Consider the following 26,927-nt stretch of genomic DNA (forward strand, 5'->3'; position numbering starts at 1 on the left):
CGCTTTTAGATTATGTATAAACCAAGTATATGTGGGGCTATAGGACAAAATAAGTTGGTTTTAATAGCGATGAGCCCAGTTAAATACTAGGCTCATTGAATTTTAAAGTTATTTTTAAAAGTTGATGTAAAACAAAATGAGCTGTTATGAAGGGGATTCCTCATCATGACAGCTCATCTTTATATATACCATATAGCTTATTATCTAGTCCGGAATGTAAGTCTCAATCAATTGTGCATATATATCACTACAGTAAAGATAGCTATATCTCAGAGATACTACTGTACTGCTATCGATTATGGCGGCGTAACATACGTACTCCTTTAGGTTTTTCTAAAATCATAGACCACACCATGCCATGCCTAGCAGCCAAACGCAAAGATTCCTGCCTAGAGGTACTAGGATAACTAGATTCTTCTTTCCGCACCGCTTCAACAGAGGATCTTGCAAAAGTTTTTCTTGTATCCTCTGTTCGTTCATGAACTTCAGTACATATTTCCTCTGTAGTATATCTTACTGAATCTACTGGTTTCTCATAGGTATCCACACCCATTGAATTGCTTGTATTCTCAGCCCTTTCAGAGGTAGTGCCCTTCATCACATCAGGATCCACTTTCACAGATTCATCTGAATCCCGTGACAGTGTAATCCCGTAGTATTCTTCCATTTCCTCCCAAGTCATATCCTTATTTGGAACTGGTTTTTGTGAAGGCTCTTCATTGGGCTTTCCTTTTTTTAATATAAAGGAACCTAAGATAATCAGAATGAGTATCCCTATTTCCATAATCGGATACCTCCTCTATTTTATTCATGTGTGCCTTTACCATCGATAGTAGACGCATAATCACCTTCAGAAATACTTTCACGCATTTTGGTGTCCGCCATAATATTATTCATAGAATAGTAATCCATAACCCCTAAATTTCCCTCACGTAACGCTTGAGATAAGGCTTTTGGCACTTCTGCTTGGGCTTCTACTACCTTTGCTTGCATTTCTTGTGTATGGGCACGCATTTCTTGTTCTTGGGCCACCGCCATAGCACGGCGTTTTTCCGCTTGGGCTTGAGCGATTTTTTTGTCAGCTTCTGCTTGATCTGTCATCAATTGGGCTCCAATATTACGTCCCACATCCACATCTGCAATATCAATGGATAAGATTTCAAAGGCTGTACCTGCATCTAATCCTTTATTCAATACAGTACGAGAAATATGGTCTGGATTTTCCAATACATCTGTATGCTCTTCAGAGGAACCTACGGTAGTAACGATCCCTTCTCCAACACGAGCAATGATTGTGGCTTCCCCTGCACCACCGACTAAACGATCAATATTAGCACGTACAGTAACACGAGCACGAACTTTTAGTTCAATACCATTTTTAGCCACTGCTGAAATAATTGGTGTTTCAATAACTTTTGGATTGACCGACATTTGCACCGCTTCTAATACATCACGACCTGCCAAATCGATAGCTGCTGAACGTTCAAAGGTCAATTCCATAGTAGCCCGTTCTGCTGCAATCAACGCATCTACTACACGGTCTACGTCGCCACCTGCTAAATAATGGGCCTCTAATTGGTCTACCGTTACATCTAAGCCCGCTTTATTAGCTTTCACCAAAGGAAGCACGATTTGAGACGGAGATACACGACGAAGGCGCATACCAATGAGGGTCATAATACTAACGTTCACACCTGCTGCCAAGGCAGACACCCAAAGTCCTAATGGGACAAAATGTAAAAATAGAGAAATACCGATGATGAGAATGATCGGAAAAATAATGAATCCCACAGTTCCAATAATTGTTTCCATAATGCCTCCTATCTGTCTGTAGCTCTCACTACAATACGACCACCTGTAACAGATACAATAGTCACCTCTGTATCAGGCTCATAAAATTCGCCATCAGTAACAGCATCAAGAAAGCTTCCTTCTACCACGATAGTTCCTGATGGTCGCAATACTGTTTTTGTATATCCATTTTTGCCCAACCAACGATTAGGGTCTGGATGCGTGGCATATCCTTTTTCCTTTGTCGATTGCAAACGCAATGTCAATCGTTCCCCTAACCATGTCTTAGGAAAGACGGAAATAATCCACCATAAGAATAGTACACCTAGCACTGAAAGTACTGTGACAGTGAATATTGCCATAGGGCCACCGCCCATCCAATCATAGACACCCCAGAGAAATAGCAATAAGCCTGCTAGACCAAAAATGCCAAACCCAGGTATCATCATTTCGATTAGGAGCAAAATAATACCACTCACTATAAGTCCTATCATAATCTCTCCTTTCTAGTTATATACTAACCTACCTGTATTATATCACAATCTTTTTATATAAAAGATGAAAAAGCTAGAATAGAATACATTCTATACTAGCTTTTACTTTTTTATCTGAAAAATGCGTATGTTTCGCAACCCAATGTGTAGTTGTATTAAATCCTCAATGTAATACAAAAAGAGGCCTTCTAAAGAAAGCCTCTTAGTGATTAATTAAACGTCTTCGCGGTAAGGAGCTTGACCGATTTCGTAGAAATCGTTTCCTTCGCTATCGATAACAACGATTGCAGGGAAATCTTCTACAGTCAATTCTGCCAATGCTTCTGGACCTAAGTCAGCATATGCAATAACATCATATTTTTTAATAGATTTAGCAATTAACGCTGCTGCACCACCAACGGCTGCAAAGTAAGTTACGCCGTTTTTCTTCATAGATTCGATAACTTCTGGTTTACGAGAACCTTTACCGATCATGCCTTTGATACCTTGATCAAGCATTGTAGGTGTGTAAGCATCCATACGACCAGATGTTGTAGGGCCAGCGGAACCGATTGGATCTCCTGGTTTAGCAGGGCTTGGTCCTAAATAGTAAACGATTTTATCATGCCAATCGATTGGCAATTCTTCGCCACGTGCTAATGCTTCAGTCATTACTTTATGAGCTGCGTCACGAGCACTATAGATTTTACCAGAGATAAGAACCATATCACCAGCTCTTAATTTACGGGATTGTTCTTCTGTTAAAGGTGTTTGAATACGAATTTGTTCTGCCATGGTTATTCCCCCTTTTAAACTTCACCGTGAGCATGACGGCTAGCATGACAGCAGATAGTAACTGCTACAGGAAGACCAGCGATATGTGTTGCTGCCCACTCGATATTAACGGAAACTGCTGTTGTTGTACCGCCTAATTGAGGTCCGATACCAGTTTTGTTAACCATTGCATTGATTTCTTCTTCTAATTTTGCATATTCAGGATGTGCATTGCGTACTTCTACAGAACGAAGAAGAGCTTTTTTGGAAAGGAATGCTGCATAGTCCATTGTACCACCGATACCAATACCTAGTACCATTGGAGGGCATGGGTTAGGGCCAGCTTTTTTAACGATTTCAAGAACTGCTTTTTTAACGCCTTCAACGCCATCAGCAGGAACCAACATTTTTACGCCAGATTTGTTTTCAGAACCAAAGCCTTTTAACTCTACATTAATGTCAACTTTGTCGCCTGGAACAATTTTAGTGTAAATAACTGCTGGAGTATTATTTTTAGTGTTTACACGGTTGAACAAAGGTTCAGCTACTACGGATTTACGAAGATATCCATCAACATATCCTTTTGCTACACCAGCTTGTACCGCTTCTTCAAGATCTCCACCTTCAAAATGAACATCTTGACCAACTTCTAAGAATACGATAGTAAGACCAGTATCTTGGCAGATTGGACGATCTTCAGCATCAGCGATTTCCGCATTTTTAATGATTTGATCTAGTACCCCTTTACCTACTGGAGATTTCTCACACTCATAGCCTTTTTTCAATGCATTATACATATCTTTTGGAAGATGATATGCTGCATTCATACATAATTCTGCTACCTTTTCTGTTACTTTCTCAACGTGAATGTTACGCAAAGTAATCCCTCCTCAACTTAAAACAGAGACCTTTCTCTTGTGTATTATTGTAACACCATGCCCTATCTTTTTCAATTCTTTAAGAATAGGTGCTATAACTGTTTATTATGATAGAATCTATTATCATTTATTAAAAAATGCATATAGTTCTCTATTTGTAAGGGTCTTACAAATCCTATGCAACATCCATCAGATGGACAAACATCCACCCTTTATAAACCATTTAAAATACACATATATTTAATCTTATCAATGCGTTATTTCCTACTAAACTCTATTATGTTTAAGCATAAAATATTGCACCTACAAATGAAAAACTCTCTCACTAAATTATAATGAAAGAGTTTTATCTATACTTTTTTATATGTTTTCTTTTAAAAATAATGTCAACTATGATTTATTGATATAGTAAACATCAGCAAACACTTAATAGGTGTAACATTTTTTATAGACAATCATGCTAATTATAGGTCCGCTGCTTCAATCCACTCTTGTAAATCTGCTTCTCCACCAATGATGTCTTCATCATAAGCGCCCGCTAATTCTGGGTAACGACATACTTCAATGGTATATAGTATAGCTTCATCTCGACCATTGCGGAATGTACCAATCCACACACCACGGATAGTTGACTCATACCACTCTACCGGTTGATCTGTATCTTTTAGATGTATCGTTACATCACCACGACCTAATGTTTCCAGCACTTCTACTTGTTCTTCCATCGTCAAACCTGTGTTTTCCACATAAATTGTATAGGTTTCACCAGTTTTACGTAAATGGTGCATCGCATTTTTTAATTCTTGAAATACCGCTTTTACACGGCCAAATTCATTTTGCATAGAAACTCCTTATCTAATCATTACAGTCTCATATTATGTAGCATCCTATGCCTTTTTTTCATTCACTGGGGTAGCTGTTACATGCCAATTAGATAAAACCCTCAGCACCCGTTCTTTCACTTCAGCTACCGCAGCTTGCGCATCATCACTCAAGGTAAGACCTAATTCTAAGCTTGAAGGTTCTACACCGATGACAACGGCATCCTCTAGAGGATCTTCTTGTAACGCACGGATACGTAAGATATCTTGCATCCCCACTTCATGCACAGAAATAGCTTCCGTGAAATAACTATTCATTTCCTCATGAGGAAACTCGTATACTGTGCCCGGTGCATCACCACCATTAATGGCATCAATGAGTAATAGTTTTGTCATTCCTCGCATATACGTCAGAAGCTCCATGCCCATGGTTCCCCCATCAATAATGGTAATAGGAGGATTAAATACATAATCCTCCCGTAATTGGTTCACCACATGGACACCGAATCCTTCATCAGTGAGTAAGATATTTCCTACCCCTAATACTACGATAGGATTACTTTTTAGTTGGTCCATATAAGTCCTCTATATCCTCTGGATCAGTAGGGTAAAATTTCATACCTGAAACCATACTGGATACTTCTCCAGATTCTTCCATAACATCCTCGCGGAATGCCAAATATACGTGCATAATTGTAAATAACAAGAATCCCCATGCAATATAATGGTGAATCATATGCACTTGATATTCTGTAAACAATAAATTCACTGGGTTAAAGATGTGTGCTATCCACGTATTAGGATATACTTGTGCAAACATAGCTAGGCCTGTGCAAATTTCTAAAAATAACATTACATAGACGCCTACGTAACTTGTACGAGCCAAAGAGTTACGCAAGAAACGATGCTCCCGTTGTTGTGGCAACATCATGTAATGTTTCATTGTATCCCAAATACCCACCCAATACACTTTTTTATGAAACCGCGGGAATAAACGATCTCCGCGATAACGGATGCCTCCATAAATACGGAATACCAAAGAGGCTATCAAGATAAAGGCTGCAATAAAATGAATCTTACGAATCATTTCCATGGAAAACCAACCACCTACTGCAAGAGTAGGTTCCACAGTACCTGGTGTAGCCTGAAATCCTGGATTACCAATGTATAGTCCAGTCCAAAATAAAGCAGTTACACATAGTACCATGGTCCAATGGAAAATACGGAGCCACAAGCTAAATACACGATACGGCTTTTTATTTAACGGTAACATAGATTAGCCTCCTCCCTATTTACATAGGGCATCTGTATTAACAGATACAATTTTTTCACCTTTTTTATTGTACAAATGTGTTGCGCATGCTAGGCAAGGGTCAAAGGAATGGATACCTTTTAAGATTTCCAAAGGTTTATCTGGCACTTTTACCTTTGTATCAATCATGTTAGATTCATAGGCACCATGTTCGCCAGCAATTGTTTTTGGACATGCATTCCATGTGGTAGGTACGATACATTGATAGTTATCAATGCGACCATCCTTGATGACACACCAATGACCTAGTCCACCACGAGGCGCATCTAACAAACCTACACCTTTCGCTTCTTTTGGCCAAGAGTTTGGATCAAATTTACGTGTATCTGCTACTACAGTATCACCAGTTTTGATATTTTCCACTAAACGATTGTAAAAATGTTGGCTTAAGTTTGCTGCTACTTGTGCATCTAGTCCACGAGCTGCTGTACGTCCCACTGTAGAACATAACCATACATGAGCCGGCACGCCCAATACTTTGGACACCGCATCAATTTGATCCACCATCATTTTTTCAGCCCATGTAGGGTCTTTAATGATACCTTGTTTTACTTTTACATACACAACGATGTATTTCGCTAATGGACCCACTTCACAAGCTTTACCTTTGAATGTAGGAGACTTAATCCAAGAATATTTTTTCTCTTCATCCAAGAACTCCCATTGTTTATTCGTTCCTGTTTTAGGTCCTGTGAAAGCTGGTTTTGTTACACCGTCTAATGGATGCAATGTAGTAGTTCCATTTGGATATTCGAACCAGGAGTGATTGATTTCTTCTGACAAGAAGTCTGGATTCATCAAGTCTTCTCCTTCTAATGCTGTAAATGTTGCTTTTTCCCAGCCAAGCTCAAAATTTTCTACTACACCATTGGCGCGAACTAAAGATTTTTTGAAGAAATCTCCATCTTTAATACCTGTGTATGCATCATCTGGATAACCACCGTATGCTAATACACGTTTTTTCGCTAAACCGCCACCATCAACCATGCCGGCTTTCACATAGATATGACCGATAGCCAATAAATCTGGCAAGTAGAAATAATTTACTAAGTCTTTGGCAAGGGCAATCGATTCATCTACTGCTGCCAAACGAGCTGCATTGACAGGGGCATTCATATCATCCATAGAAATGGAACAAGGCATACCGCCTACGATATAGTGAGGATGTGGGTTTTTACCACCAAAAATAACATGTGGTGTCACAATATCACGTTGACGATCCAAAATATTTAAATAGTGAGAAACCGCCATCAAATGCACTTCTGGAGGTAGTAATTGATAATCTGGATGATCCCACCATTGAGCGGAGAAAATACCTAATTGACCACTTTCTACAATTTTTTTCACTTTTGCTTGGACAGCTGCATAATACGTAGCGTTCCCTTTTGGAAATTCTTTAGGATATGCAGAGGTAGACGATGCTAACTCACTAGGTTGCAAGCCACTCACATTGTACGTTTCCAATACTTGTTGCTGTAATTCTGCCGTTTTTTTAGGATCAGCTTTCAACGCTTCTACCGGGCTTACCCAATCAAGAGCATGCAAATGATAGAAATGCACAAGATGGTCATGCGTATCTAAACAACTATGCATAATATTACGAATATAGTTTGCATTTTTAGGAATTTGGATTCCCAATGCATCTTCTACGGCACGAAGTGATGCCAAAGCATGCGTAGAAGTACATACGCCGCAAATACGTTGCACGAAAGCCCACACATCACGAGGATCACGATTTTTTGCTACTAATTCAATACCACGCCAAGCAGTACCACTGGAAAGGGCATCTTGGACTTGACCTGTAGATTCATCTACACTTACTTCTACACGCAAGTGACCTTCAATACGGGTCACTGGATCGACTACAACTCGTTTCATTATTGGTCACTACCTTTCTGTTCTCCACTTTGTTTTGCTTCTTGTTCTGCCAAATATTTTTTCTCTTCTTGAATAGAATCATATTTATGTTTAGCTAGTGTAATACCACCGTGAGCAATGACAGCCCCAAACGCACCGAATCCAGCAACCGTTCCTAATGTATCCACATCGGTGATAGTATTTGGCGTATGAATATGAGGTAACCGTTCATAGAAGTTGTCGTTATCCCAGAATCCTTTTTCAGAGCAGCCAATACAACCATGTCCAGATTGAATTGGATAGGACAAACCATTCCACCAGCGCAAATTGCCACAAGAGTTATATGTTTCTGGTCCACGGCAACCTACTTTATATAAGCACCAGCCAGCTTTAGATGCATCATCATCGAAGTGTTCCACGAACAATCCAGAATCAAAGAAAGGACGGCGGTAGCAAGTATCATGGATACGGTTACCATAGAATTGTTTTGGTCTACCTTCTGCATCCAATGGAGGTATTTGTCCAAATAAAGCATAATGCATGATGACACCCGTCATAACTTCCGGAATTGGAGGACATCCTGGTACTTTAATGATTTTTTTGCCTTTTACGATAGAAGACACAGATACTGTATTCGTTGGATTTGGTTTTGCTGCTTGAATACCGCCCCAGGCTGCACAAGAGCCATACTCAATGATGAAAGCAGCACCCTCAGCACACTCTTTCAACACATCTACAAATGGACGACCACTCACTTGGCAGTAGGACCCATTTTCATCCAATGGCACGCCACCCTCAACAGCCAATACATATTTACCTTTTTTCGTTTCTAGCAATTCATGTAAATGATGTTCAAATGGTGCACCAGACGCAGCAGCTAACGTGTCATCATATTCCAAAGCAATCATGTTTAAAATCACGTCAGATGCGAAAGGTGATGTGGACCGAATGAAAGATTCGTCACATCCTGTACATTCATGACCATGCAACCAAATCACCGTAGGTAATTCTTTTGTTTCTGCCGCTGCTACGACTTTATTTGTCAATGCTGGTGGCAACCCTAAGATAGCAGTTAAGGCTACACAGGATTTCATAAACGTACGTCGGCTTAATTTACGTTCTTGGAATAAATTCCATAAACTGTTCAATGTTTCTTTCACAGAAAAAGCCCCTTTCTTGCAATAACTTTATAGCAATTGTATACATTAGTGTATTTCATATAGTATAACACAAACATATAATATTTCTATGGAATATAAATCACTATTATATAAAAATATTTTTATATCCTCTATTTATAGCTTTAATAACTTACGCACGGAGGCTGCTTTTTTATAGCCACCGATACGATCTTTTTGTTTTCCTTTTTTATAACAAATAATCGTCGGTACCCCTTGTACATCTTCTTTTAAGACAATCTCTTTCGATTCGTCAATATCGATGGCAATCATGCGTGCTACACCTTGCAATTCATCATGCAATACATCTAACTCTTCTTTCATCAGCTTGCATGGCTCACACCATTCTGCGGTGAAACAAGCTAGTACGATTTCGTCATCGCCTTTGACAATGGATTTAAACTCTTCATAGGTTTTAATGGATTCTAATTTCATAACGATACCTCCTACAATAACAAAACCGCTCCGAAGAGCGGTTTTGCGCAAGCAATCAATAAGCCGAGTTCTGTCCTGCTTTCGCAGTGGCGATTATCTTTCTAGGCGCATAGTTGCCTATACGCTCAAGCGGCACAACCCGAAAGGTAGGCGGGCAACCCTTAACCCTTTCCTATTCGGCCTTGCTCCGGATGGGGTTTACCGAGCATACATGTTACCATGTACCTGGTGCGCTCTTACCGCGACCGTTCCACCCTTACCACCCGAAGGTGGCGGTTTACTTTTCTGTGGCACTATTCCCTATGGTCACCCACGCCGGCCGTTAGCCGGCATCCTGCCCTATGGAGCTCGGACTTTCCTCAAGTCATAAGACTTGCAATCGCCTTTCATACTTACTGTTTTAGTCTAGCATAGACCGCACCTACGGTCAATAGCTCTTCCTTTTATTATACCTCAAATGGCCTAGACTTCAAAGAAAAAATCTCTTTGTATCTTACTTTCTATGACTTCTACTTCTCCATTGGTATAAGTATTTTCTATTATTCGTTTCAACAAGGTTTGACTCATGTATTCTGTACCATAATGGCCCGCATCCACAACTGTGATGCCTAATTCTTTCGCCATTTGCATATCATGATATTTTACATCCCCTGTAATATAGACATCCGCTTTTTGTTTAGCAGCTACCTTGATGAACTCTGCTCCACTACCTGTGCACAAACCAATGCGCTGAACTTCTGCTTTCCTAGCCCCACCCCAACGCAATGCACTGTGGGGTAATACAGATTGTAATAATTCTTTGAACTTCTCTATCGATAGTGTTTGTGGTAGATTGCCAATACGACCAATATAGTGTGCATCATAGGCATTCTCTAAAGCTACTACATCATAAGCAATCTCTTCGTAGGGATGAACTTTTTCCATAGAAGATAGAACCTGACCTAATAGCTTTGCAGGCACTACCGTCTCCACTCGTTCTTCCTGTACAGTTTCCATTGTACCTGTATGACCGATAAAAGGATTCGTCCCTTCCAAGGGTAGAAATCTTCCTTCTCCAGAAATAGAAAAACTGCAATGACTATAGGCACCGATATGACCTGCCCCTGCATCACCCATAGCTTGGCGAAGTTGTTCACTATGTGTAACCGGCACATAGACAGCCACTTTATAAGCTACGTCTCGTCCTGTTTCTTCTAGCCCTTGTATATCTTGTAACCCCAGTCGTGTAGCGACTTCATCATTGAGACCACCCTCTGTGACATCTAAATTCGTATGCGCACTATACACATTAATACCATGGCATAGTAGATCTTTAATCATCTTTCCTTGCATCGTATCTGTGTTGATAGATTTGATCCCTTTGAAAATCATCGGATGATGTGTCACGATAGCATCTACTTGTCTCTCTATCGCTTCTGATACTACTTCTGGTGTTACATCGAGAGCTGTTAAAACTCGTTGCACTGCAGAACTCATAGTTCCCACTTGTAATCCACAATTATCCCAAGATTCTTGCAACTGCAATGACGCCTGGCACTCAATCGCTTGAGCAATATCTTTCATAGTTACCATATATACCTCCTATCCGCCATCTCAACGTATGATGCAAAATTTCATACTTATCAATAGCTAAACTTTTAATGCTGAAAGTTTCACCCGTATCTATCGTAAAATGTCTTGCAATCCTTGCAATTCCTGTTCCATCACCTGAGCCGCATCACTAGACTTCGCGGCGTCACGCATGTGTTGTAATATGGATTGCAACGTGGTAATTCTACGTTGTATGTGCTGCGTCCAAATTTCAGATTGCGCTTGTTGTAACAAGGCTCCATATTCCCATAACATCGATTCTTTAGACAACTCATCATACACGGAAGCAACGCCTTTCTGTACTAGCCACATATCATAATATTGATGGCCCTCTAGTAAGCATTCTTCTTGAACAATGCCATACCCTTGTTCTACTAAGAATTGTTTCAGCTCTCGCCGATGGCTTTGGGGTTGCAATACGTAGGTGTCCAATAGTTCTGGTCCTATGGAGATGATGTGTTGCATCAACTCTCCACCCATACCACAAATGACTGCACAATCTACTTCTCCTTGTTTTGTGGCTGCCAATCCATCTCCCAATCGACATTCAATAAATTGTTCTAGCTTTCGTTCCTTCACAAATCCTTTGGCAGACTCTAAGGGTCCTTGATTGACATCAATGGCAATGACCTTTTCAGCTACTCCTGCTTCTATACAAGCCACAGCTAAATACCCATGATCTGTACCCACATCTGCCACCGTTTGACACTGTGGAATCATATGTAATACTTGTTCTAATCGTTTTGAAAGTGCCATATTTACTCTCACATTTCTAATGTATCTTCACCGGCATATATTGATATGTATTCCTTACATATACGTTTCTTACACCATCAAAGATTGACAACTACTCTTATATACTTACTATTGATCGTTATCCCTTGTAAACTTCTCTTTCATTATACAATGAACCCCTATAGATAACAAAAAAACCATCTCACAATGTGAGATGGTTTCCTTATGGTGGGCCCACCTGGATTTGAACCAGGGACCGACCGGTTATGAGCCGGTTGCTCTACCCCTGAGCTATAGGCCCTCGTTTGGTGCGGATGATGGGACTTGAACCCATACGAGCGTACGCTCACCACCCCCTCAAGATGGCGTGTCTGCCATTCCACCACATCCGCATGAGGATATGTATATGGTGCCTCAGGGCAGAATCGAACTGCCGACACACGGATTTTCAGTCCGTTGCTCTACCGACTGAGCTACCGAGGCGAATATATAAATATATGAATGTACCTAAAAATAGGTAAAAAAAATGGCGACCCCGATCGGATTTGAACCGACGATCTTCGCCGTGACAGGGCGACATGTTAACCGCTACACCACGGGGCCGTGTACTGAGTACTCATATACTATACCATAGGTATTACATCTTGGCAATACCTATGGACAATTTTATATATTCCTAAAACGCATAGATATTCTTTTAATAGCAATTGGGTTTCCGATCCCGGAACACATTGATTTTAGACCGAATATCTTTCACTATATCTACATCGATAGTAATGGTTTGTATTTGCGGCATTTCATCACATTCTAGTAGCACTTCTCCCCACGGGTCTACTACCATCGAGTGACCTGCCATGGGTAACTTACCAATAGTGCCACAACCATTAACACTACAGAAATACATTTGATTTTCTATGGCTCTCGCTTGATTCAATATGCGCCAATGATGTAAGCGTAACATCGGCCATTGAGCTGGTAAAAAGAATAGCTCTATCCCTTGTAAGGCAGATTTACGAATTAACTCAGGAAAACGAATATCATAACAAGTGGCACTAGAGCAAAGCACACCCTCTAATTCAAATTGATGAATCCCATTGCCACCAGTAAAGAATTGATCTTCTTTGGCAGGGCTAAAGCCATGCATCTTATCATAGGTAGAGAGCAATTCGCCTTTTCGGTTGTACACATAGGTTCTATTGTAGATAGAGCCACCTTCTTTGACAGCCACCGATCCACCAAAGATATTCACATGTTCTGATTGTGCCAATTCCTGCAGCAAAGATTGTGACCGTTGACCACCTTCATCTGCTAATGCATGTAATTCTGGACCTGTCATGAATCCTGTATTCCAGGTTTCTGGCAATACGACTACATCCACACTTTGCTTTGCCAAGGCTCGTACCTTTTCTGCTAGGATATCAAAATTTCTATCCACTTGCCCAATCTCTGTAGCTAATTGAACAATGCCTAATCGCAACTCTTTCATAGTTCCTCCTAGATATGCCACGCCATATGATCTGTAAACTCGTTTGGTTCCAATGGCAATGCATGGCGCCGTGGTACATAGGACCCTTTGTCAAATCGATCTACCTTAGGACGCCGATAAATGATGTGATCTGGTTCCGTTTCAAAGATGATTACATTGCTAGGAACATCTCGTTTGATGACTAAGTTACAACCTATCTTTGAACCTGTTCCTACCGTTATATCCCCTAATACTTTGGTACCAGCACCAATGAGCACATCATCTTCTACCGTAGGATGGCGTTTTATCTTGCGTGAATCCATCCCCCCTAGGGTCACACCGTGAAAGAGGGTCACATTATCTCCAACGATAGCTGTTTCACCGATGACAACGCCCATCCCATGGTCAATGAACAAACCTTTCCCAATTTGCGCTCCTGGATGAATTTCTATCCCTGTTACCCGACGTGAGTGTAACGCCACTCTTCGTGCCAAGGTAAACCAACCTTTTCGGTACAGGCGATGCGCAAAAAAGTGCCAAAATAAGGCTGTTATATGAGGATATGTCCAAACTACCATGAACCAAGAGGTAGCCGCTGGATCAGATTGTAATACGCGCTGTATGTTATATCGAATGGAATTCCATACCTCTCTCATTAATACCTCCCTATACAGAGATAGCATGGCCTAGACCATGCTATCTTTCGTATCACAATCGATTAAGAATGAATCCAATCTACACTTTCAAATTGAATCATAGATAGATATTTTTCTACTCCATCTGGAGCTACCACGACAACGTCCACATCTGGGAATTTGCGACCGTATTGACGAGCCACCAAGATAGCCGCCGCAGAGGAAATACCGATACCAATACCAGTTTCTCGCATGAAGTTGCCTACTTCTTCGATAGCATCTTCATCAGTTACTGTTTGTACTTCGTCCATCAAAGAAGAGTCGAAGTTTTCTGGAATAAATCCAGCCCCAAGACCTTGGATTTTATGAACTCCGCCAGTACCGCGAGAAATTACTGGAGATCCTTCTGGCTCTACAGCCACCGCTTTAATGTACGGATGTTGCTCCTTCAAAGCTTTTGTAACACCAGTGAAAGTACCCCCTGTACCAATACCAGCTACGAAAATGCCTACATTCGGTACATCCCGTAAAATTTCTTTTGCCGTAGTTTCATAATGAGCTGTTGGATTGGCTGGGTTCACAAATTGACCTAGTGTCACCGCATTTGGATAATTATCAAGAATTTCTTGCGCTTTTCCAAGAGCACCTTTCATACCCAATTCTTTTGGAGTCAAAATTAATTGTGCACCGTACGCTTTGATTAATTCGCGACGTTCTTTACTCATACTTTCAGGCATAATGATGATTGTTTTAATGGATAACATAGCACCTAGCATAGCCAACGCAATCCCAGTGTTACCACTAGTAGCTTCTACGATAATCGTATCGTTTTTAATTAAGCCTTTTTCTTTCGCATCTTGTAACATACCAAGGACAGCACGGTCTTTTACACTGCCGCCTGCATTATACTTTTCTAATTTTACATATACATTAGTATCTGGAATTCGATACACTGGTGTGTTTCCAATTAAGTCAATTGCATTTTTTACAACAGCCATAATAATTCTCCTCTACTTAGACTTCATATATAAAACACTTAAATTTATTCCTATTGTATAGGTGGGATTTGATTTTGTCAACCAATTTTTTCTCAAAATTTCAATTATTTTGATTGAAAGCCACCATGACCCATACGAATACAATCTTCTTTTGTAATCCGCACATCTGCTAATAACCGTGGCGTAATCACATCAAAGGCACTGGGGTTATTATATAAAACACCACCCGGAACGCCTAGCACAGGGGTGTTGTCATCTAAATAAGCAATGCACACCATAGACCCCGGCAACACTGGCAATCCATAGGTCACCACTTCTTTTGCACGACGTGCAATGGCACCTGGCGTTAAGTCATCAGGATCTACACTCATGCCGCCAGTGCAGAATACAATCTCCGCCCCTTGAGCTTTTACTTTGTCCATAGCCTCTACAATTTGATCTGTATCATCTGGCACAATTTCATGGGCTACCAGTTCCACGCCATAGTCCGATACACGTTCTTGGATAACCGCGGTGAAAGCATCCTCAATACGACCAGCAAAGACTTCACTACCCGTAGTAACAATGCCCATTTTCTTACGCACAAATGGATGCACTTGTAAGATAGGTTCCTTGCCTTCACGTAGCCGCTTCGCTTCCTCTAACTGCCATGCTTCTAATAATAATGGAATACATCGCATGCCCGCTACCGCTTGACCTGCTTTCACAGGTGTACCGTGTAAGCGTGTAACGATCGTTAATTCTCCAATACTATTAATACCGTGTAATCCTTCCACATCCACAGTCAATACACCATCATGGTTCGCCAGCGCCTCAATCTTACCTTGTTGTACTGGCGTAGGGCTGATAGATGGATGTTCACAAAAACGATATAATTCTTCCGCCACTTGCTCCTCGTGAACTAAGTTATAATCGTTTTCTTCCATCACATAAATATGCTCTTTTCCTAATTGCAATAGTAAAGCCACATCTTCTTCTCGAATCACGTGCCCTCGCTTAAACGGCGTATCTTTTACCTCTCCAATAACGATGCGCACAATATCGTGGCAAAGTGCTTGCCCCACTGCATCTTTTACATGTATTTCTTTCATCGTATTATCCCCACATTCGTTTACCAATGGTGAAAGCCAGCCCACATAGGCCATATCCAACTAATACCTGTCCACCCATGTAAGATAGCATATACCACAAACCTTTTTCTTGTAGCATATACCCTTCAAAGATAAACGTAGAAAACGTTGTAAGCCCACCTAAAAAACCTGTAATAGATAACAGCTTAACCCAAGGTGATAGATTGGGTTGCCCTTCAATATATGCCATACCTAAGCCAATTAGCATGGACCCTATCATATTCACTAGTACTGTGCCCCAAGGATACAGCGCTCCTTTCGTGACCATGTACTGCCCGATGCCATATCTCGATAAGGCGCCAATCGCTCCACCAATAGCCACTGCTATATATACATTCATAATCAAACTCCTTTATGCCTTTATTATACACCACATTAAGTATGATTATATACTAAAGTGTGAGATTTTCTCTCTCGATTTATATATAAGATGTTATAGTTATACGCTATATTACAAGCACTCGATATATTTTTCACTATATGTTATGTCAATCTTATATATATTGCTTTTTTTACAGTTAGTAAGGTATGTATTGAAGAGTCCAATTTATACTATTCCAACCTTATATACGTTGCCTCTATCACAGAGTATAAGTTAATCCACATAGCAAACTCAAGCATACTTATGCTAGTATACCTTTTTACTTATTACAAAAAACTTTTTTATACAAGCCATACGCAAGTGCAACTACACAAACAACCTAGTTCATCCACTCTTATACAGGTTCTATCATACAGAAACTGGACAGATTAATGCTGTCCCCAAAATTTGACAAAGAGCTCTTATACATCAAAAAAAGAACTGCCTATGTCTAAGCAGTTCTTCTTGTTCATATTTAGTTACCAGGATGTTTTACTAAATCTTGACCCGCAATACCAGGGCGTGTCATTTCTTTTGGAGACAGGATATAATCCATCTCTTCTTTCGTTAACAATCCTTGTTCTAGAATAATTTCTTTTACACTACGATCAGTTTCTAAGGCTTCTTTCGCTAAGGCAGAGGCATTTTCATAACCGATATGTGGTAACAATGCTGTTACAATGCCAACAGAACGTTCTAACCAGTATTCGCATTGTTCTTTATCCACTTCAAGATCAATCAACAATTTATCTACAAATGTGTTCACCGCATTTTTTAAGTAGCACATGGAGTTGAACAAGTTATACGCAATGACTGGCTCCATTACGTTCAATTCAAACTGTCCATTTTCCACGCCAAGGGAAATTGTTAAATCATTACCGATGACTTGATAACAAGTTTGGTTCAATACTTCTGCGATAACTGGGTTTACTTTACCTGGCATGATAGAAGAGCCTGGTTGACGTGGAGGCAATTTTAACTCACCAATACCGCAACGAGGGCCCGATGCCATTAAACGGAAATCGTTAGCCATTTTAATCAATACTAGAGCTGTTACTTTCAATCCAGAGGAAATATCTGCAAACACGTCTGTATTATTGGTCGCATCAATTAAGTTATCCGCTGTAATGAACGGTTCACCTACAACACGAGATAACTCATCTACGACAGCTTTGATATACGTAGGTTCTGCATTTAAGCCAGTACCAACAGCAGTAGCACCCATATTAACTGTATGTGCTTCTAACATGGCGGATTTAATACGACGAATGCCACGACGCACGCCAGATGCATAAGCCCCCATTTCTTGACCTAATGTAATTGGCACCGCATCTTGCAAGTGAGTACGACCCATTTTTAAAATTTCTTTATATTCTTCTGCTTTTTTATCTAATTCATCTGCTAAGCGACGAAGGGCTGCCAATAGAGGTTTACTTTTCATGATGGCACATACTTTAATAGCCGTAGGGAACGTATCATTCGTAGATTGCGCCATATTCACATGGTTATTAGGGGATACGATATCGTATTGACCTTTTTCATAGCCTAAAATTTCCAAGGCACGGTTTGCTAATACTTCGTTCATATTCATATTGAAAGAAGTGCCTGCTCCACCTTGAATAGGATCCACTGGGAATTGATCATTGAAGTTACCACGTACTACCTCATCTGCAGCACGACTGATAGCTTGCCCAATTTTTTCATCTAAACGACCTGTACTCATATTTGCTAAGGCACACGCTTTTTTAACCATAGCCATAGCTTTTACAAAGTCTAAATCAATTTGCTTACCTGTAATAAAAAAGTTTTCAATACCACGTAATGTTTGCACACCATAGTACAACTCATCAGCTAATTCCAATTCACCTAGAAAATCATGTTCTTTTCTCATAGTATACCTCTTTTCATACAACATCAGATGCATAGGCACCTACTGTATAAGTTTTGTTTATATGATATACCTGTATTATATCATGTATCTTGTATACATAATAGAGATATACTTTCTAGTTACGAATAATGCTACCTTGTATATCCAACTAAATAACTAAAACTCATAGAGCTCATTATTTTTTATCATTTTATTATATTTCTATAGACTATATAGGAATATTACCTATTCAGCATATACTTGTATTAAAAATAACTACACAACTATGATAGCTGAATTTCATCTCCTCATATGAAAAAGTGGTTGCAACCGGGTAGCAACGATTTCAATTTATACCCTTTTAACTCCCTTTTAGAAAACAAGAAACCCAGTAACTAGGCTAGTTACTGGGTTTTCATTTTGTATTGAATTATTCTGCTGTGAATGGCAACAACGCGATTGCACGAGCACGTTTAATTGCAAGTGTTAATTTACGTTGATGTTTAGCACAAACACCAGAAATACGACGTGGAAGAATTTTGCCACGTTCAGTCGTAAAACGACGAAGTTTAGCAATATCTTTATAGTCGATTTGATCAGCATGGTCAACACAGAAGTTGCATACTTTTCTTCTTGGTTTTCTGCCTCTATCTCTTCTCATTGAGAAACCTCCTTTGATATAGTTGTGGAGTTCTTAGCTTAGAACGGAATTTCTTCACCTGCGCCTGCACCGGAACCTGCACCAAAATCATCAAAATTGGATGCACCACCGTCAAAGGCATCAAATGTTTGCGTATCCAAGGCTTGGCCCACGAAATTAGCAACCACTTCTGTTACATATCGTTTTGTGCCATCTTGTGCTTCGTAAGAGCGAGTCGCAATACGACCTTCTACAAAACAACGACTACCTTTGCGCAAATTTCCCGCAGCCTCTCCTAATTTTCCCCAAGCTACACAGTTTACAAACGCAGTTTGTTCCTTAGTTTCACCGTTTTGATCCACATAAGTATTGGATGCAGCCACTGTAAAAGTAGCAACAGCTCGACCAGTTTTTGTGTAACGCACCTCAGGGTCACGAGCTAAATTTCCTAAAAGTTGTACAGAATTCATATTCTTAACCTCCTTAGGCTATTATTGTTCGTGTTTTACAATCAGGTGTCTAAGAACGTTATCGTCGATTTTAAGTACGCGGTCGATTTCTTTGATTTCGCCAGGAGCTGCTTCAAAGTTAATCAATACGTATACGCCATCAGTATGTTTATTTACTGCATACGCTAAACGGCGTTTACCCCAAACGTCAACTTTCTCAACTGTACCGCCAACACGAGCAATTAAAGCTTCAATTTTATCAAAAGTAGCTTTGTTTGTCTCTTCATCAGCCGGTTTCACAATCACCATGACTTCGTATTTGTTCATACAAAATCACCTCCTCTTTCGGACTAACGCCCCTATCTCACATAGGGGTAGGAAGATGCTTACCATCAATAAGCTTTATTATTATACACCATTCCACCTAGAGTTGCAAGGAAAACATGAAAATAGACATAGCCCAAAGGAGCCATGTCTATCTCATTATAATAGGAATCGTATGTCTTAGATTACGCTTCTGCTTGTTTTGTTAGTTTAGCATAACTTTCCGCTTCTACTTCTTTTTGCGTTCTATAGTCTTGTGGTAACGTGGATAAACGAATCCAGCTACGAATAGCCTCTACTAATACAACAAGAATCATAATGAACATTGCCACAGAGAAGGCTACTAAAATCCATTTACCAGCTGGCACATAGTTATAGAATACGTTTTCATAGTCCGCCGCAACAGCCACTATCGCCATGAGTATGGTCGGCACTCCGGTTACCCATGCATATCGTTTTTTACCTAAACGCATGATAATTGTCGTACTTACAGCCAATGTCATGGTGCCTAATAGTTGGTTAGATACACCGAATAATGGCCAAATTGTTCCGATGTTACCTTGTAATACGAGGTAGCCCCACATGATACAAATCAATGCAGCACAACCATATACGCCAGGAGCCCAATGTTGATCATTGAATTTAGGCCAGTATAAGCCAAGCAATTCTTGTAATAAATAACGACCTACACGAGTACCTGCATCAATCAATGTCATGATGAATAAAGCTTCAAACATAATACAGAAGTGATACCAATATCCTAATAAGTGGTCCATATTAGGAAGACGAGAGAAGATATGTGCCATACCTACCGCTAAGGATACGGCGCCACCAGGACGATGCATCAAGTCTTCCCCTACTAACGCCGATAAGGCTGGTAATTCATGTACTTGAAGACCTAGTGCTCTGAAAGATTCCGCTGTAGAGTTAATCGCAAAATAATCATCTGGATGTAATGCGGTAGCCGCAATCATAGCCATCATGGAAATGAAAGATTCTGTTAACATACCACCATAACCAATCGGTAATACTTCTCTTTCATTCGTTAACATTTTAGGTGTAGTACCTGTAGCGATAACCGTATGGAAACCAGACAAAGCACCACACGCAATAGTAATGAAGATATATGGGAATACAGACCCTTTTAATACAGGACCGCCACCCCAAATATAATCTGTTACCGCTGGCATTTGAATTTCTGGCATTACAATGATAATACCCAATGCTAATGCGCCAATAGTACCGATTTTAAGGTATGTGGATAGATAATCACGAGGCGCTAATAACAACCAAACTGGTAACGCTGCTGCAAAGAAACCATACACAGCTAACATAATTTCGATAGTTTTCAAATCATAAATGAACCAAGATGCATATTCACTAGCTGCAATATTAGGTCCATAAATGATAGCCGCAAAGATAAGTGCCACCCCAATAATTGTAGCTTCTTGAATTTTTCCAGGACGCAACCATTGTAGATAAATACCGATAAAAATAGCAATAGGAATCGTTGCAAATACTGAGAAAAATGCCCAAGCTGAATTATGAAGTGCATTGGCTACTACGACCGCCATACCTGCTAAGGTAATAACAAGTAAGAACAATGTGGCTAACATAGCTCCTAAACCAGCAATTTTGCTAATCTCTTCACGTGTAATATCCGCAATCGATTTACCATCGTAACGGATAGACGCAAATAAAATTACCATATCATGGACTGCACCGGCAAATACGGAGCCGATTAAAATCCACAGAGTACCTGGTAAGTACCCGAACTGTGCTGCAATGACTGGGCCTACCAAAGGACCTGCCCCTGCAATCGCTGCAAAGTGATGACCGAATGTAACCCATTTGTTCGTAGGCACATAATCGTGTCCATCATTGTGTACCATAGCTGGCGTCATTCGATATTGATCAAGTGTCAACACTTTAGCCGCTATGAATGCCCCGTAAAAGCGATACCCTAACATCAAGATACAGGCTGAGGCAATAACTAAATAAATACCATTCATGACCATACATACACCCCCTAAATGTTAGATGAGTCACGCAAAAACATACCTATATATCACATGACATCATCCTATGATCTATGCAAAAAAGTAAATTGGTATTTCTAATTTAATTATAGTACACTTTTCATCATTGTCAATTTACTATTTCTCATAACAAGTGACATACTTACCTTGTACAACCTTGAATTTCCAAGGGTTTTCAAGGATATGAACGTTCTTTATTCTCAATATTACAACAATTCATGGCCACATATAATAGATAGAACCTATTATATTGTTCTTCTAGTATAGTCATCCAAGAATTGTTTGTACTCTTCTACTACAGAAATAAACGATTCTCGTCCCATTGCTACATTCAAAGCATTCCTCCAACGTGCCGCTTCTGGTAAACCTTTAATATAGAAACTAGCATGAGTCCGAATTTCTCGTGTAGCTAAATCCACACCTTTATAGTGGCATAGCGAATCATAATGACGTAAGAGCATAGCAATGCGTTCCACACCCGTTGGATATGGACGATAGTGTCCCGTTTCTAGATATTCTTTAATCTGTTGAAATAACCAAGGATTTCCTTGTGCTGCACGACCTATGAGCATTGCATCACAACCAGTATATTCTAGCAAGGCTTTTGCACTTTCAGGGGAATTGACGTCACCATTGCCAATGACAGGAATGGTTAACGCTGATTTTACCTCTTTAATGTAATCCCAATTGGCTTTACCGCTATACATCTGTTCACGGGTACGACCATGCACGGCTACAGCAGCGACCCCTACGGATTCCATGCGTTGTGCCATATCTACTACATTGATAGATGTGTCATCCCAGCCTAGGCGCAATTTGACCGTCACCGGAATTTGCACCGCCTTCACAGCTGATTCTGCCACCTTCATGGCTAACTCTGGAGTCTTCATCAATGCCGAGCCATCTCCAGAGGATACTACTTTCTTCACTGGGCAGCCCATATTAATATCTACTATCGGTGCCCCCGCTGCCTCTACCACTTTTGCACCAATGGCAATGGCTTCTGGGTCTGACCCAAAAATTTGCATAGACACAGGCTGTTCTACTGCTTCCATATAGAGTAATTCTTTTGTATGTTCATTATTATATTTAATCCCCATGGCACTGACCATTTCCGTACATACGAAAGAGGCCCCCATTTCTTTTGCTAATAAGCGATAGGACACATCGCTAAATCCAGCCATGGGCGCTAACCCAATACGGCCAGGAATTGTGACATGTCCTATGTGCCAGGATTCATTATTGATTTCTTTCATAAATAAGTCGTAATCCTTCTAATGTCATCATTGGATCAATGTGATCAATCACATCAGTTTCTGCACTAATGAGAGACGCTAAACCTCCAGTAGCCACTACTTTTGTGTCCTCTGGCATTTCTCGTTTCATACGGGCCACAATGCCTTCCACCTGTCCAACATACCCAAATAATACACCTGCCTGCATGGCACCAACTGTGTTGCGACCAATGACAGGACCAGGATTTTTAATTTCAATTCTTGGTAACTTAGCTGTGCGACCAAATAAGGCTTCTGCAGAGATGCCAATCCCCGGAGAAATGGCTCCGCCCAAGTACACACCACCATCTAATACAGCAGAATATGTCGTAGCTGTACCAAAATCAATGATAATTAAGTTGCCGCCATATTTTTCATAAGCAGCCACTGCGTCTACAATTAAATCCGCTCCTAGTTCACGTGGGTTTTCATATTTAATAGAAATACCAGTTTTAATGCCAGGCCCTACGAATAATGGCTTCTTATGAAAATAGCGCAAGCATACGCGCTCTAACGTAGGGTTCAAAGGAGGTACTACAGAGGAAATAATAACTGCTTCTACATCCTCTTTATTCACCTTTGGGTCATGAAGAAATAAATTGCTCAACAACATACCATATTCATCGGTAGTTCTTCCACGATCAGTAGAAATGCGCCAATGAGCCATAATTTCTTTTCCCTCATATACGCCTAATACGATATTCGTATTCCCTACGTCTACAACTAATAACATCTTAATATCCTCCTCCAGTGGAGCGTATAGACACATCCCCTGCTATGATACGTTCCTCACGTCCATCCTCTAATTGAACGATCAGATTTCCATCTCTATCTAAATCTTTAGCGTACCCTATGTAATCTTTGTCTGGCGCTTTTACCAACACCTCTTTATATAAAGTTACACTATACTGTTTCCATTCTTCTAAAGTAGAATCAAAACCTTCATTACATACCTTTTCATACTGTTCTTCTAAAGCTTTTAAAATCACAGCAAAGGCTTCTTTACGATTTACCTCTATACCTGCTATGGCAAAGGACATAACCTTATCCTTCAAATCCTCACTGACTTCTTCAATAGTCGTATGTGTGTTGATCCCAATCCCTAACACAATGTAGTTAATCTCTTCCATGGTACCATTCATTTCTGTTAAAATGCCCACCATTTTACGAGACCCTACCAATATATCGTTAGGCCATTTAATGCCCGCCTCTGAAAGACCCAACTCACGGAATGCTTTTACCAAGGCAACACCTGCCATCAATGTACACTTTGAAGCTTCCATAGGCAAAAATTTAGGCCTTAGAATTAAGCTAAACCAAAGCCCTTTTCCATATGGTGAATACCAACCTCTAGATAAGCGACCACGACCGGAAGATTGTTCTTCTGCACACACCACAGTTCCCTCTGGAACTCCATCCATGGCTAACGCCTTGGCAATGCTATTCGTAGATTCTAATCGTTCTTCGTACACATAATAGCGTCCAAAGGATTTTGTTTGCAGTACCCCTTCCATCTCTTCAGGGCTAATCAAATTTGGCTCCTCTAGTAATCGATATCCCTTCTTTGTAAAGGATTCGATGACATAGCCACGTTTGCGCAACACTTCTATATGCTTCCAAATCGCTGTGCGCGACACATGGCAAGCCTCTGACATAGCTTGTCCTGATACAAATTGATCTCTGTTTTCTTTTAAAAAGTCTAGTATTTCATCTCTCACGGCTTGTCGCCTCCTTACCTGTAGCGAGGTTTACAATACGATTGTACAGAGGTCCTACATAAAATGCAAGTCTTTTCTAAGTATTTCACCGCTCCTAGCTATGCGAATTTGGTACACCTAAATAAGATTCACTATACGCACAGCATTAAATTCTTCCTAACACGCACAAAAGGTATCTTCCCCGATGGGAAGATACCTTGGCTATAGCATCTCAGATTATTCTTTTGATGTATCAATTTTTTCTGGCATCACGATACCAGCTGCTTCTAGAGGAGTTTTCTTACTATTTTCTTCCTCCTCTACTTTTGCTTGTGCCTCTTCTGGACTTAATAAAGTGCCATAGCGATACAAGTTTTCCACTTGTTTAGCATCAATTGTTTCTTCTTCCAATAAAGCTTTCGCCATATTGTGTAAGAAATCAATATTTTCTGTTAACAAGTTCATCACATCTCCGTATGCTTCTGCTACGATACGATGCATTTCGTTATCAATTTTTTCAGCCACTGCTTCGCCATAATTGCGTTCAGAACCTAAGCTTTTACCTAAGAAGACTTGTTCTTGATGTTCACCAAATACCAATGGTCCTAACTCATCGCTCATACCTAAACGAGTAATCATTTCACGAGCAATGTTCGTCACCATTTGCAAGTCCCCAGAGGCACCACTACTGATTTCTTTCAGCACTATAGCCTCTGCACAACGGCCACCCAAAGCCACGCGAATTTGCGCCAACAATTGGGAACGAGTCATATAATTTTTCTCTTCTTGTGGAAGCATCATAGTGTAACCACCTGCGCTACCACGAGGAATGATTGTTACCTTATGCACTGGATCTGCATTTGGCCATAAATGAGCCACAATAGCATGACCAGATTCATGGTAGGCTGTCAATTCACGTTCTTTTTCACTTACCACATGACTTCTGCGCTCAGGGCCGTAGCTTACTTTTTCACTAGCCTCTTCTAAGTCATGCATGGAAATCGTTTTACGATCTTGACGAGCTGCCAATAAGGCTGCTTCATTTAATAAATTACTCAAATCAGCACCAGTAAAGCCAGGCACTTTTTTCGCAATAGTTTTTAAATCTACATCTGGATCCAACGGTTTATTACGAGCATGAACTTGTAAAATCGCTTCACGACCACGAAGATCTGGACGACCTACTGTCACTTGACGGTCAAAACGACCTGGGCGCAATAATGCTGGGTCTAAGATATCTGGGCGGTTCGTAGCAGCAATGGTAATAATGCCTTCGTTAGCACCGAAACCATCCATTTCTACCAATAATTGGTTCAAGGTTTGTTCACGTTCATCATGACCGCCACCTAGACCGGCGCCACGTTGACGACCTACCGCATCAATTTCATCGATGAAGATAATGCATGGTGCATTTTTCTTAGCTTGACTAAATAAGTCACGCACACGAGAGGCACCGACGCCGACGAACATTTCTACAAAGTCAGAACCACTGATCGTAAAGAATGGAACCCCTGCTTCTCCTGCTACGGCGCGAGCTAGTAAAGTTTTACCTGTACCTGGAGGGCCAAATAATAAGACCCCTTTCGGAATTTTAGCGCCAATCGCATTGAATTTGCCAGGATTACGCAAAAATTCAACGACTTCTTCTAATTCTTGTTTCGCCTCATCTGCGCCAGCCACATCTTTAAAGGTCACATTTACTTTACCTTCCCCTTGCATTTTAGCACGAGATTTACCAAAGTTCATAACACGACCAGATCCACCTTGCGTAGATTGCATCATAAAGAACCAGAATCCAATAATCAATACAATTGGTAAGGCAGATGTTAATAAACTAACCCACCAAGCTGGTTGCTCAGGAGGTTGCGCCGTCACATCTACACCACCTTCGGACAATTTTGCAAAAATACCTGCATCACTCGGTGCATAGGTTGCAAATTCTGTGCCGGATTTTAATTTACCTGTAATCGAATGATCCCCTGTAATTGTGACACTCTCTACATTTTTTCGTTGTACCTCTTGCAGGAACGATGTATATGTAATTTCTGATTTATTTTTAGTACCTTCAGAAAAAGAGTTAATTGCTGCCACTGCGGCCACAATTATCAACAAATAGAGGAGTACATTTTTTAAGCCTCGCTTCAAATTTTTCTCCTTTCTCATCTATAATCTAAATTGATACTTATTTATCATATCAAATT

The 26,927-nt window shown here is 40.4% G+C and carries 27 protein-coding genes, 4 tRNA genes and 1 other RNA gene; all 32 read right to left on the minus strand.

Going from position 1 to position 26,927, the window contains the following annotated elements; translation table 11 throughout:
- Nucleotides 1-289: 289 nt before the first annotated feature.
- The 32 genes from EO118_RS01195 to ftsH all read right to left on the minus strand — a co-directional run bounded on the left by EO118_RS01195 (nt 290) and on the right by ftsH (nt 26,871).
- A complete protein-coding gene (locus EO118_RS01195; protein ID WP_127068245.1) occupies nt 290-784 on the minus strand; it encodes a hypothetical protein in 495 nt (164 codons plus the stop codon).
- 20 nt (nt 785-804) lie between these two features.
- Nucleotides 805-1,812: a flotillin-like protein FloA gene (gene floA / locus EO118_RS01200; protein WP_009353112.1), complete on the minus strand. Its 1,008-nt coding sequence runs from the start codon at nt 1,810-1,812 to the stop codon at nt 805-807.
- Between the two features lie 8 nt (nt 1,813-1,820).
- Nucleotides 1,821-2,285 carry an NfeD family protein gene (locus EO118_RS01205; RefSeq protein ID WP_127068246.1) on the minus strand — a complete coding sequence of 155 codons (465 nt, stop codon included), beginning with the start codon at nt 2,283-2,285 and terminating at the stop codon, nt 1,821-1,823.
- A 213-nt stretch (nt 2,286-2,498) separates the two neighbouring features.
- Nucleotides 2,499-3,059 carry a Fe-S-containing hydro-lyase gene (locus EO118_RS01210; protein ID WP_127068247.1) on the minus strand — a complete coding sequence of 187 codons (561 nt, stop codon included), beginning with the start codon at nt 3,057-3,059 and terminating at the stop codon, nt 2,499-2,501.
- 14 nt (nt 3,060-3,073) lie between these two features.
- Nucleotides 3,074-3,916, minus strand: coding sequence for a fumarate hydratase (locus EO118_RS01215; RefSeq protein WP_127068248.1), 843 nt, complete (start codon nt 3,914-3,916; stop codon nt 3,074-3,076).
- A 464-nt stretch (nt 3,917-4,380) separates the two neighbouring features.
- On the minus strand, nt 4,381-4,758 hold the full coding sequence (locus tag EO118_RS01220; RefSeq protein WP_127068249.1) for a hydrogenase expression/formation C-terminal domain-containing protein: 378 nt from the start codon (nt 4,756-4,758) through the stop codon (nt 4,381-4,383).
- Between the two features lie 45 nt (nt 4,759-4,803).
- Nucleotides 4,804-5,313 carry a HyaD/HybD family hydrogenase maturation endopeptidase gene (locus EO118_RS01225; protein WP_127068250.1) on the minus strand — a complete coding sequence of 170 codons (510 nt, stop codon included), beginning with the start codon at nt 5,311-5,313 and terminating at the stop codon, nt 4,804-4,806.
- Nucleotides 5,294-6,010 (minus strand): Ni/Fe-hydrogenase, b-type cytochrome subunit, encoded by a 717-nt coding sequence (gene cybH, locus EO118_RS01230; protein WP_127068251.1) that lies wholly within the window; start codon nt 6,008-6,010, stop codon nt 5,294-5,296. Before cybH ends, EO118_RS01225 begins: the two co-directional genes overlap by 20 nt.
- Nucleotides 6,011-6,025: 15 nt before the next feature.
- Nucleotides 6,026-7,927 (minus strand): nickel-dependent hydrogenase large subunit, encoded by a 1,902-nt coding sequence (locus tag EO118_RS01235; RefSeq protein WP_127068252.1) that lies wholly within the window; start codon nt 7,925-7,927, stop codon nt 6,026-6,028.
- Nucleotides 7,927-9,066 carry a hydrogenase small subunit gene (locus EO118_RS01240; RefSeq protein ID WP_127068253.1) on the minus strand — a complete coding sequence of 380 codons (1,140 nt, stop codon included), beginning with the start codon at nt 9,064-9,066 and terminating at the stop codon, nt 7,927-7,929. The genes EO118_RS01235 and EO118_RS01240 overlap by 1 nt, the downstream gene beginning before the upstream one ends.
- A 135-nt stretch (nt 9,067-9,201) precedes the next feature.
- The gene (locus EO118_RS01245) at nt 9,202-9,519 is read right to left on the minus strand and encodes a co-chaperone YbbN (protein ID WP_127068254.1); all 318 of its coding nucleotides are present in this window, start codon (nt 9,517-9,519) and stop codon (nt 9,202-9,204) included.
- A 43-nt stretch (nt 9,520-9,562) separates the two neighbouring features.
- An RNA gene (gene rnpB, locus EO118_RS01250) (RNase P RNA component class A) lies at nt 9,563-9,915 on the minus strand.
- Nucleotides 9,916-9,981: 66 nt separating this feature from the next.
- Nucleotides 9,982-11,091: a Nif3-like dinuclear metal center hexameric protein gene (locus EO118_RS01255; protein WP_127068255.1), complete on the minus strand. Its 1,110-nt coding sequence runs from the start codon at nt 11,089-11,091 to the stop codon at nt 9,982-9,984.
- Between the two features lie 90 nt (nt 11,092-11,181).
- Nucleotides 11,182-11,865 carry a class I SAM-dependent methyltransferase gene (locus EO118_RS01260; RefSeq protein ID WP_127068256.1) on the minus strand — a complete coding sequence of 228 codons (684 nt, stop codon included), beginning with the start codon at nt 11,863-11,865 and terminating at the stop codon, nt 11,182-11,184.
- Nucleotides 11,866-12,070: 205 nt separating this feature from the next.
- Nucleotides 12,071-12,145 (minus strand) — tRNA-Ile (locus EO118_RS01265).
- Between the two features lie 5 nt (nt 12,146-12,150).
- Nucleotides 12,151-12,236: transfer RNA gene (locus EO118_RS01270), tRNA-Leu, on the minus strand.
- A 15-nt stretch (nt 12,237-12,251) separates the two neighbouring features.
- Nucleotides 12,252-12,327: transfer RNA gene (locus tag EO118_RS01275), tRNA-Phe, on the minus strand.
- A 44-nt stretch (nt 12,328-12,371) separates the two neighbouring features.
- Nucleotides 12,372-12,447, minus strand: a tRNA-Asp gene (locus tag EO118_RS01280).
- A gap of 94 nt (nt 12,448-12,541) precedes the next feature.
- The gene (locus tag EO118_RS01285) at nt 12,542-13,330 is read right to left on the minus strand and encodes a carbon-nitrogen family hydrolase (protein ID WP_127068257.1); all 789 of its coding nucleotides are present in this window, start codon (nt 13,328-13,330) and stop codon (nt 12,542-12,544) included.
- Between the two features lie 8 nt (nt 13,331-13,338).
- The gene (gene epsC / locus EO118_RS01290) at nt 13,339-13,965 is read right to left on the minus strand and encodes a serine O-acetyltransferase EpsC (protein WP_127068258.1); all 627 of its coding nucleotides are present in this window, start codon (nt 13,963-13,965) and stop codon (nt 13,339-13,341) included.
- A 62-nt stretch (nt 13,966-14,027) separates the two neighbouring features.
- Nucleotides 14,028-14,942, minus strand: coding sequence for a PLP-dependent cysteine synthase family protein (locus EO118_RS01295; protein WP_127068259.1), 915 nt, complete (start codon nt 14,940-14,942; stop codon nt 14,028-14,030).
- Between the two features lie 104 nt (nt 14,943-15,046).
- On the minus strand, nt 15,047-16,033 hold the full coding sequence (locus tag EO118_RS01300; protein WP_127068260.1) for a molybdopterin-binding protein: 987 nt from the start codon (nt 16,031-16,033) through the stop codon (nt 15,047-15,049).
- Nucleotides 16,034-16,037: 4 nt separating this feature from the next.
- Nucleotides 16,038-16,412: a CrcB family protein gene (locus EO118_RS01305; RefSeq protein ID WP_127068261.1), complete on the minus strand. Its 375-nt coding sequence runs from the start codon at nt 16,410-16,412 to the stop codon at nt 16,038-16,040.
- Nucleotides 16,413-16,908: 496 nt separating this feature from the next.
- Nucleotides 16,909-18,324: an aspartate ammonia-lyase gene (locus tag EO118_RS01310; protein WP_127068262.1), complete on the minus strand. Its 1,416-nt coding sequence runs from the start codon at nt 18,322-18,324 to the stop codon at nt 16,909-16,911.
- Between the two features lie 409 nt (nt 18,325-18,733).
- Nucleotides 18,734-18,964 (minus strand): 30S ribosomal protein S18, encoded by a 231-nt coding sequence (gene rpsR, locus EO118_RS01315; protein ID WP_009353119.1) that lies wholly within the window; start codon nt 18,962-18,964, stop codon nt 18,734-18,736.
- 38 nt (nt 18,965-19,002) lie between these two features.
- The gene (locus EO118_RS01320) at nt 19,003-19,413 is read right to left on the minus strand and encodes a single-stranded DNA-binding protein (protein WP_127068263.1); all 411 of its coding nucleotides are present in this window, start codon (nt 19,411-19,413) and stop codon (nt 19,003-19,005) included.
- 21 nt (nt 19,414-19,434) lie between these two features.
- Entirely contained in the window at nt 19,435-19,719 is a 285-nt protein-coding gene (rpsF, locus tag EO118_RS01325) for a 30S ribosomal protein S6 (RefSeq protein ID WP_126938917.1), read from the minus strand.
- 182 nt (nt 19,720-19,901) lie between these two features.
- Entirely contained in the window at nt 19,902-21,734 is a 1,833-nt protein-coding gene (locus tag EO118_RS01330) for a carbon starvation protein A (RefSeq protein ID WP_127068264.1), read from the minus strand.
- 266 nt (nt 21,735-22,000) lie between these two features.
- On the minus strand, nt 22,001-23,011 hold the full coding sequence (gene dusB / locus EO118_RS01335; protein WP_127068265.1) for a tRNA dihydrouridine synthase DusB: 1,011 nt from the start codon (nt 23,009-23,011) through the stop codon (nt 22,001-22,003).
- Complete coding sequence (locus EO118_RS01340; RefSeq protein ID WP_127068266.1) at nt 22,995-23,762, minus strand: type III pantothenate kinase; 768 nt, start codon at nt 23,760-23,762, stop codon at nt 22,995-22,997. The genes dusB and EO118_RS01340 overlap by 17 nt, the downstream gene beginning before the upstream one ends.
- A gap of 1 nt (nt 23,763) precedes the next feature.
- On the minus strand, nt 23,764-24,747 hold the full coding sequence (locus EO118_RS01345) for a biotin--[acetyl-CoA-carboxylase] ligase (protein ID WP_127068267.1): 984 nt from the start codon (nt 24,745-24,747) through the stop codon (nt 23,764-23,766).
- 216 nt (nt 24,748-24,963) lie between these two features.
- Entirely contained in the window at nt 24,964-26,871 is a 1,908-nt protein-coding gene (gene ftsH / locus EO118_RS01350) for an ATP-dependent zinc metalloprotease FtsH (protein ID WP_127068268.1), read from the minus strand.
- Nucleotides 26,872-26,927 lie beyond the last annotated feature (56 nt).

Origin of the sequence: Veillonella sp. 3891 (genome assembly GCF_003992315.1) — a bacterium.
GTDB lineage: Bacteria > Bacillota > Negativicutes > Veillonellales > Veillonellaceae > F0422.

Coding starts and splice junctions, on each gene's coding strand:
- EO118_RS01195 (WP_127068245.1), bottom strand. CDS start 784: ATGGAAATAGGGATACTCATTCTGATTATCTTAGGTTCCTTTATATTA.
- floA (WP_009353112.1), bottom strand. CDS start 1,812: ATGGAAACAATTATTGGAACTGTGGGATTCATTATTTTTCCGATCATT.
- EO118_RS01205 (WP_127068246.1), bottom strand. CDS start 2,285: ATGATAGGACTTATAGTGAGTGGTATTATTTTGCTCCTAATCGAAATG.
- EO118_RS01210 (WP_127068247.1), bottom strand. CDS start 3,059: ATGGCAGAACAAATTCGTATTCAAACACCTTTAACAGAAGAACAATCC.
- EO118_RS01220 (WP_127068249.1), bottom strand. CDS start 4,758: ATGCAAAATGAATTTGGCCGTGTAAAAGCGGTATTTCAAGAATTAAAA.
- EO118_RS01225 (WP_127068250.1), bottom strand. CDS start 5,313: ATGGACCAACTAAAAAGTAATCCTATCGTAGTATTAGGGGTAGGAAAT.
- cybH (WP_127068251.1), bottom strand. CDS start 6,010: ATGTTACCGTTAAATAAAAAGCCGTATCGTGTATTTAGCTTGTGGCTC.
- EO118_RS01235 (WP_127068252.1), bottom strand. CDS start 7,927: ATGAAACGAGTTGTAGTCGATCCAGTGACCCGTATTGAAGGTCACTTG.
- EO118_RS01245 (WP_127068254.1), bottom strand. CDS start 9,519: ATGAAATTAGAATCCATTAAAACCTATGAAGAGTTTAAATCCATTGTC.
- EO118_RS01255 (WP_127068255.1), bottom strand. CDS start 11,091: ATGGTAACTATGAAAGATATTGCTCAAGCGATTGAGTGCCAGGCGTCA.
- EO118_RS01260 (WP_127068256.1), bottom strand. CDS start 11,865: ATGGCACTTTCAAAACGATTAGAACAAGTATTACATATGATTCCACAG.
- EO118_RS01285 (WP_127068257.1), bottom strand. CDS start 13,330: ATGAAAGAGTTGCGATTAGGCATTGTTCAATTAGCTACAGAGATTGGG.
- epsC (WP_127068258.1), bottom strand. CDS start 13,965: ATGAGAGAGGTATGGAATTCCATTCGATATAACATACAGCGCGTATTA.
- EO118_RS01295 (WP_127068259.1), bottom strand. CDS start 14,942: ATGGCTGTTGTAAAAAATGCAATTGACTTAATTGGAAACACACCAGTG.
- EO118_RS01300 (WP_127068260.1), bottom strand. CDS start 16,033: ATGAAAGAAATACATGTAAAAGATGCAGTGGGGCAAGCACTTTGCCAC.
- EO118_RS01305 (WP_127068261.1), bottom strand. CDS start 16,412: ATGAATGTATATATAGCAGTGGCTATTGGTGGAGCGATTGGCGCCTTA.
- EO118_RS01310 (WP_127068262.1), bottom strand. CDS start 18,324: ATGAGAAAAGAACATGATTTTCTAGGTGAATTGGAATTAGCTGATGAG.
- rpsR (WP_009353119.1), bottom strand. CDS start 18,964: ATGAGAAGAGATAGAGGCAGAAAACCAAGAAGAAAAGTATGCAACTTC.
- EO118_RS01320 (WP_127068263.1), bottom strand. CDS start 19,413: ATGAATTCTGTACAACTTTTAGGAAATTTAGCTCGTGACCCTGAGGTG.
- rpsF (WP_126938917.1), bottom strand. CDS start 19,719: ATGAACAAATACGAAGTCATGGTGATTGTGAAACCGGCTGATGAAGAG.
- EO118_RS01330 (WP_127068264.1), bottom strand. CDS start 21,734: ATGGTCATGAATGGTATTTATTTAGTTATTGCCTCAGCCTGTATCTTG.
- dusB (WP_127068265.1), bottom strand. CDS start 23,011: ATGAAAGAAATCAATAATGAATCCTGGCACATAGGACATGTCACAATT.
- EO118_RS01340 (WP_127068266.1), bottom strand. CDS start 23,762: ATGTTATTAGTTGTAGACGTAGGGAATACGAATATCGTATTAGGCGTA.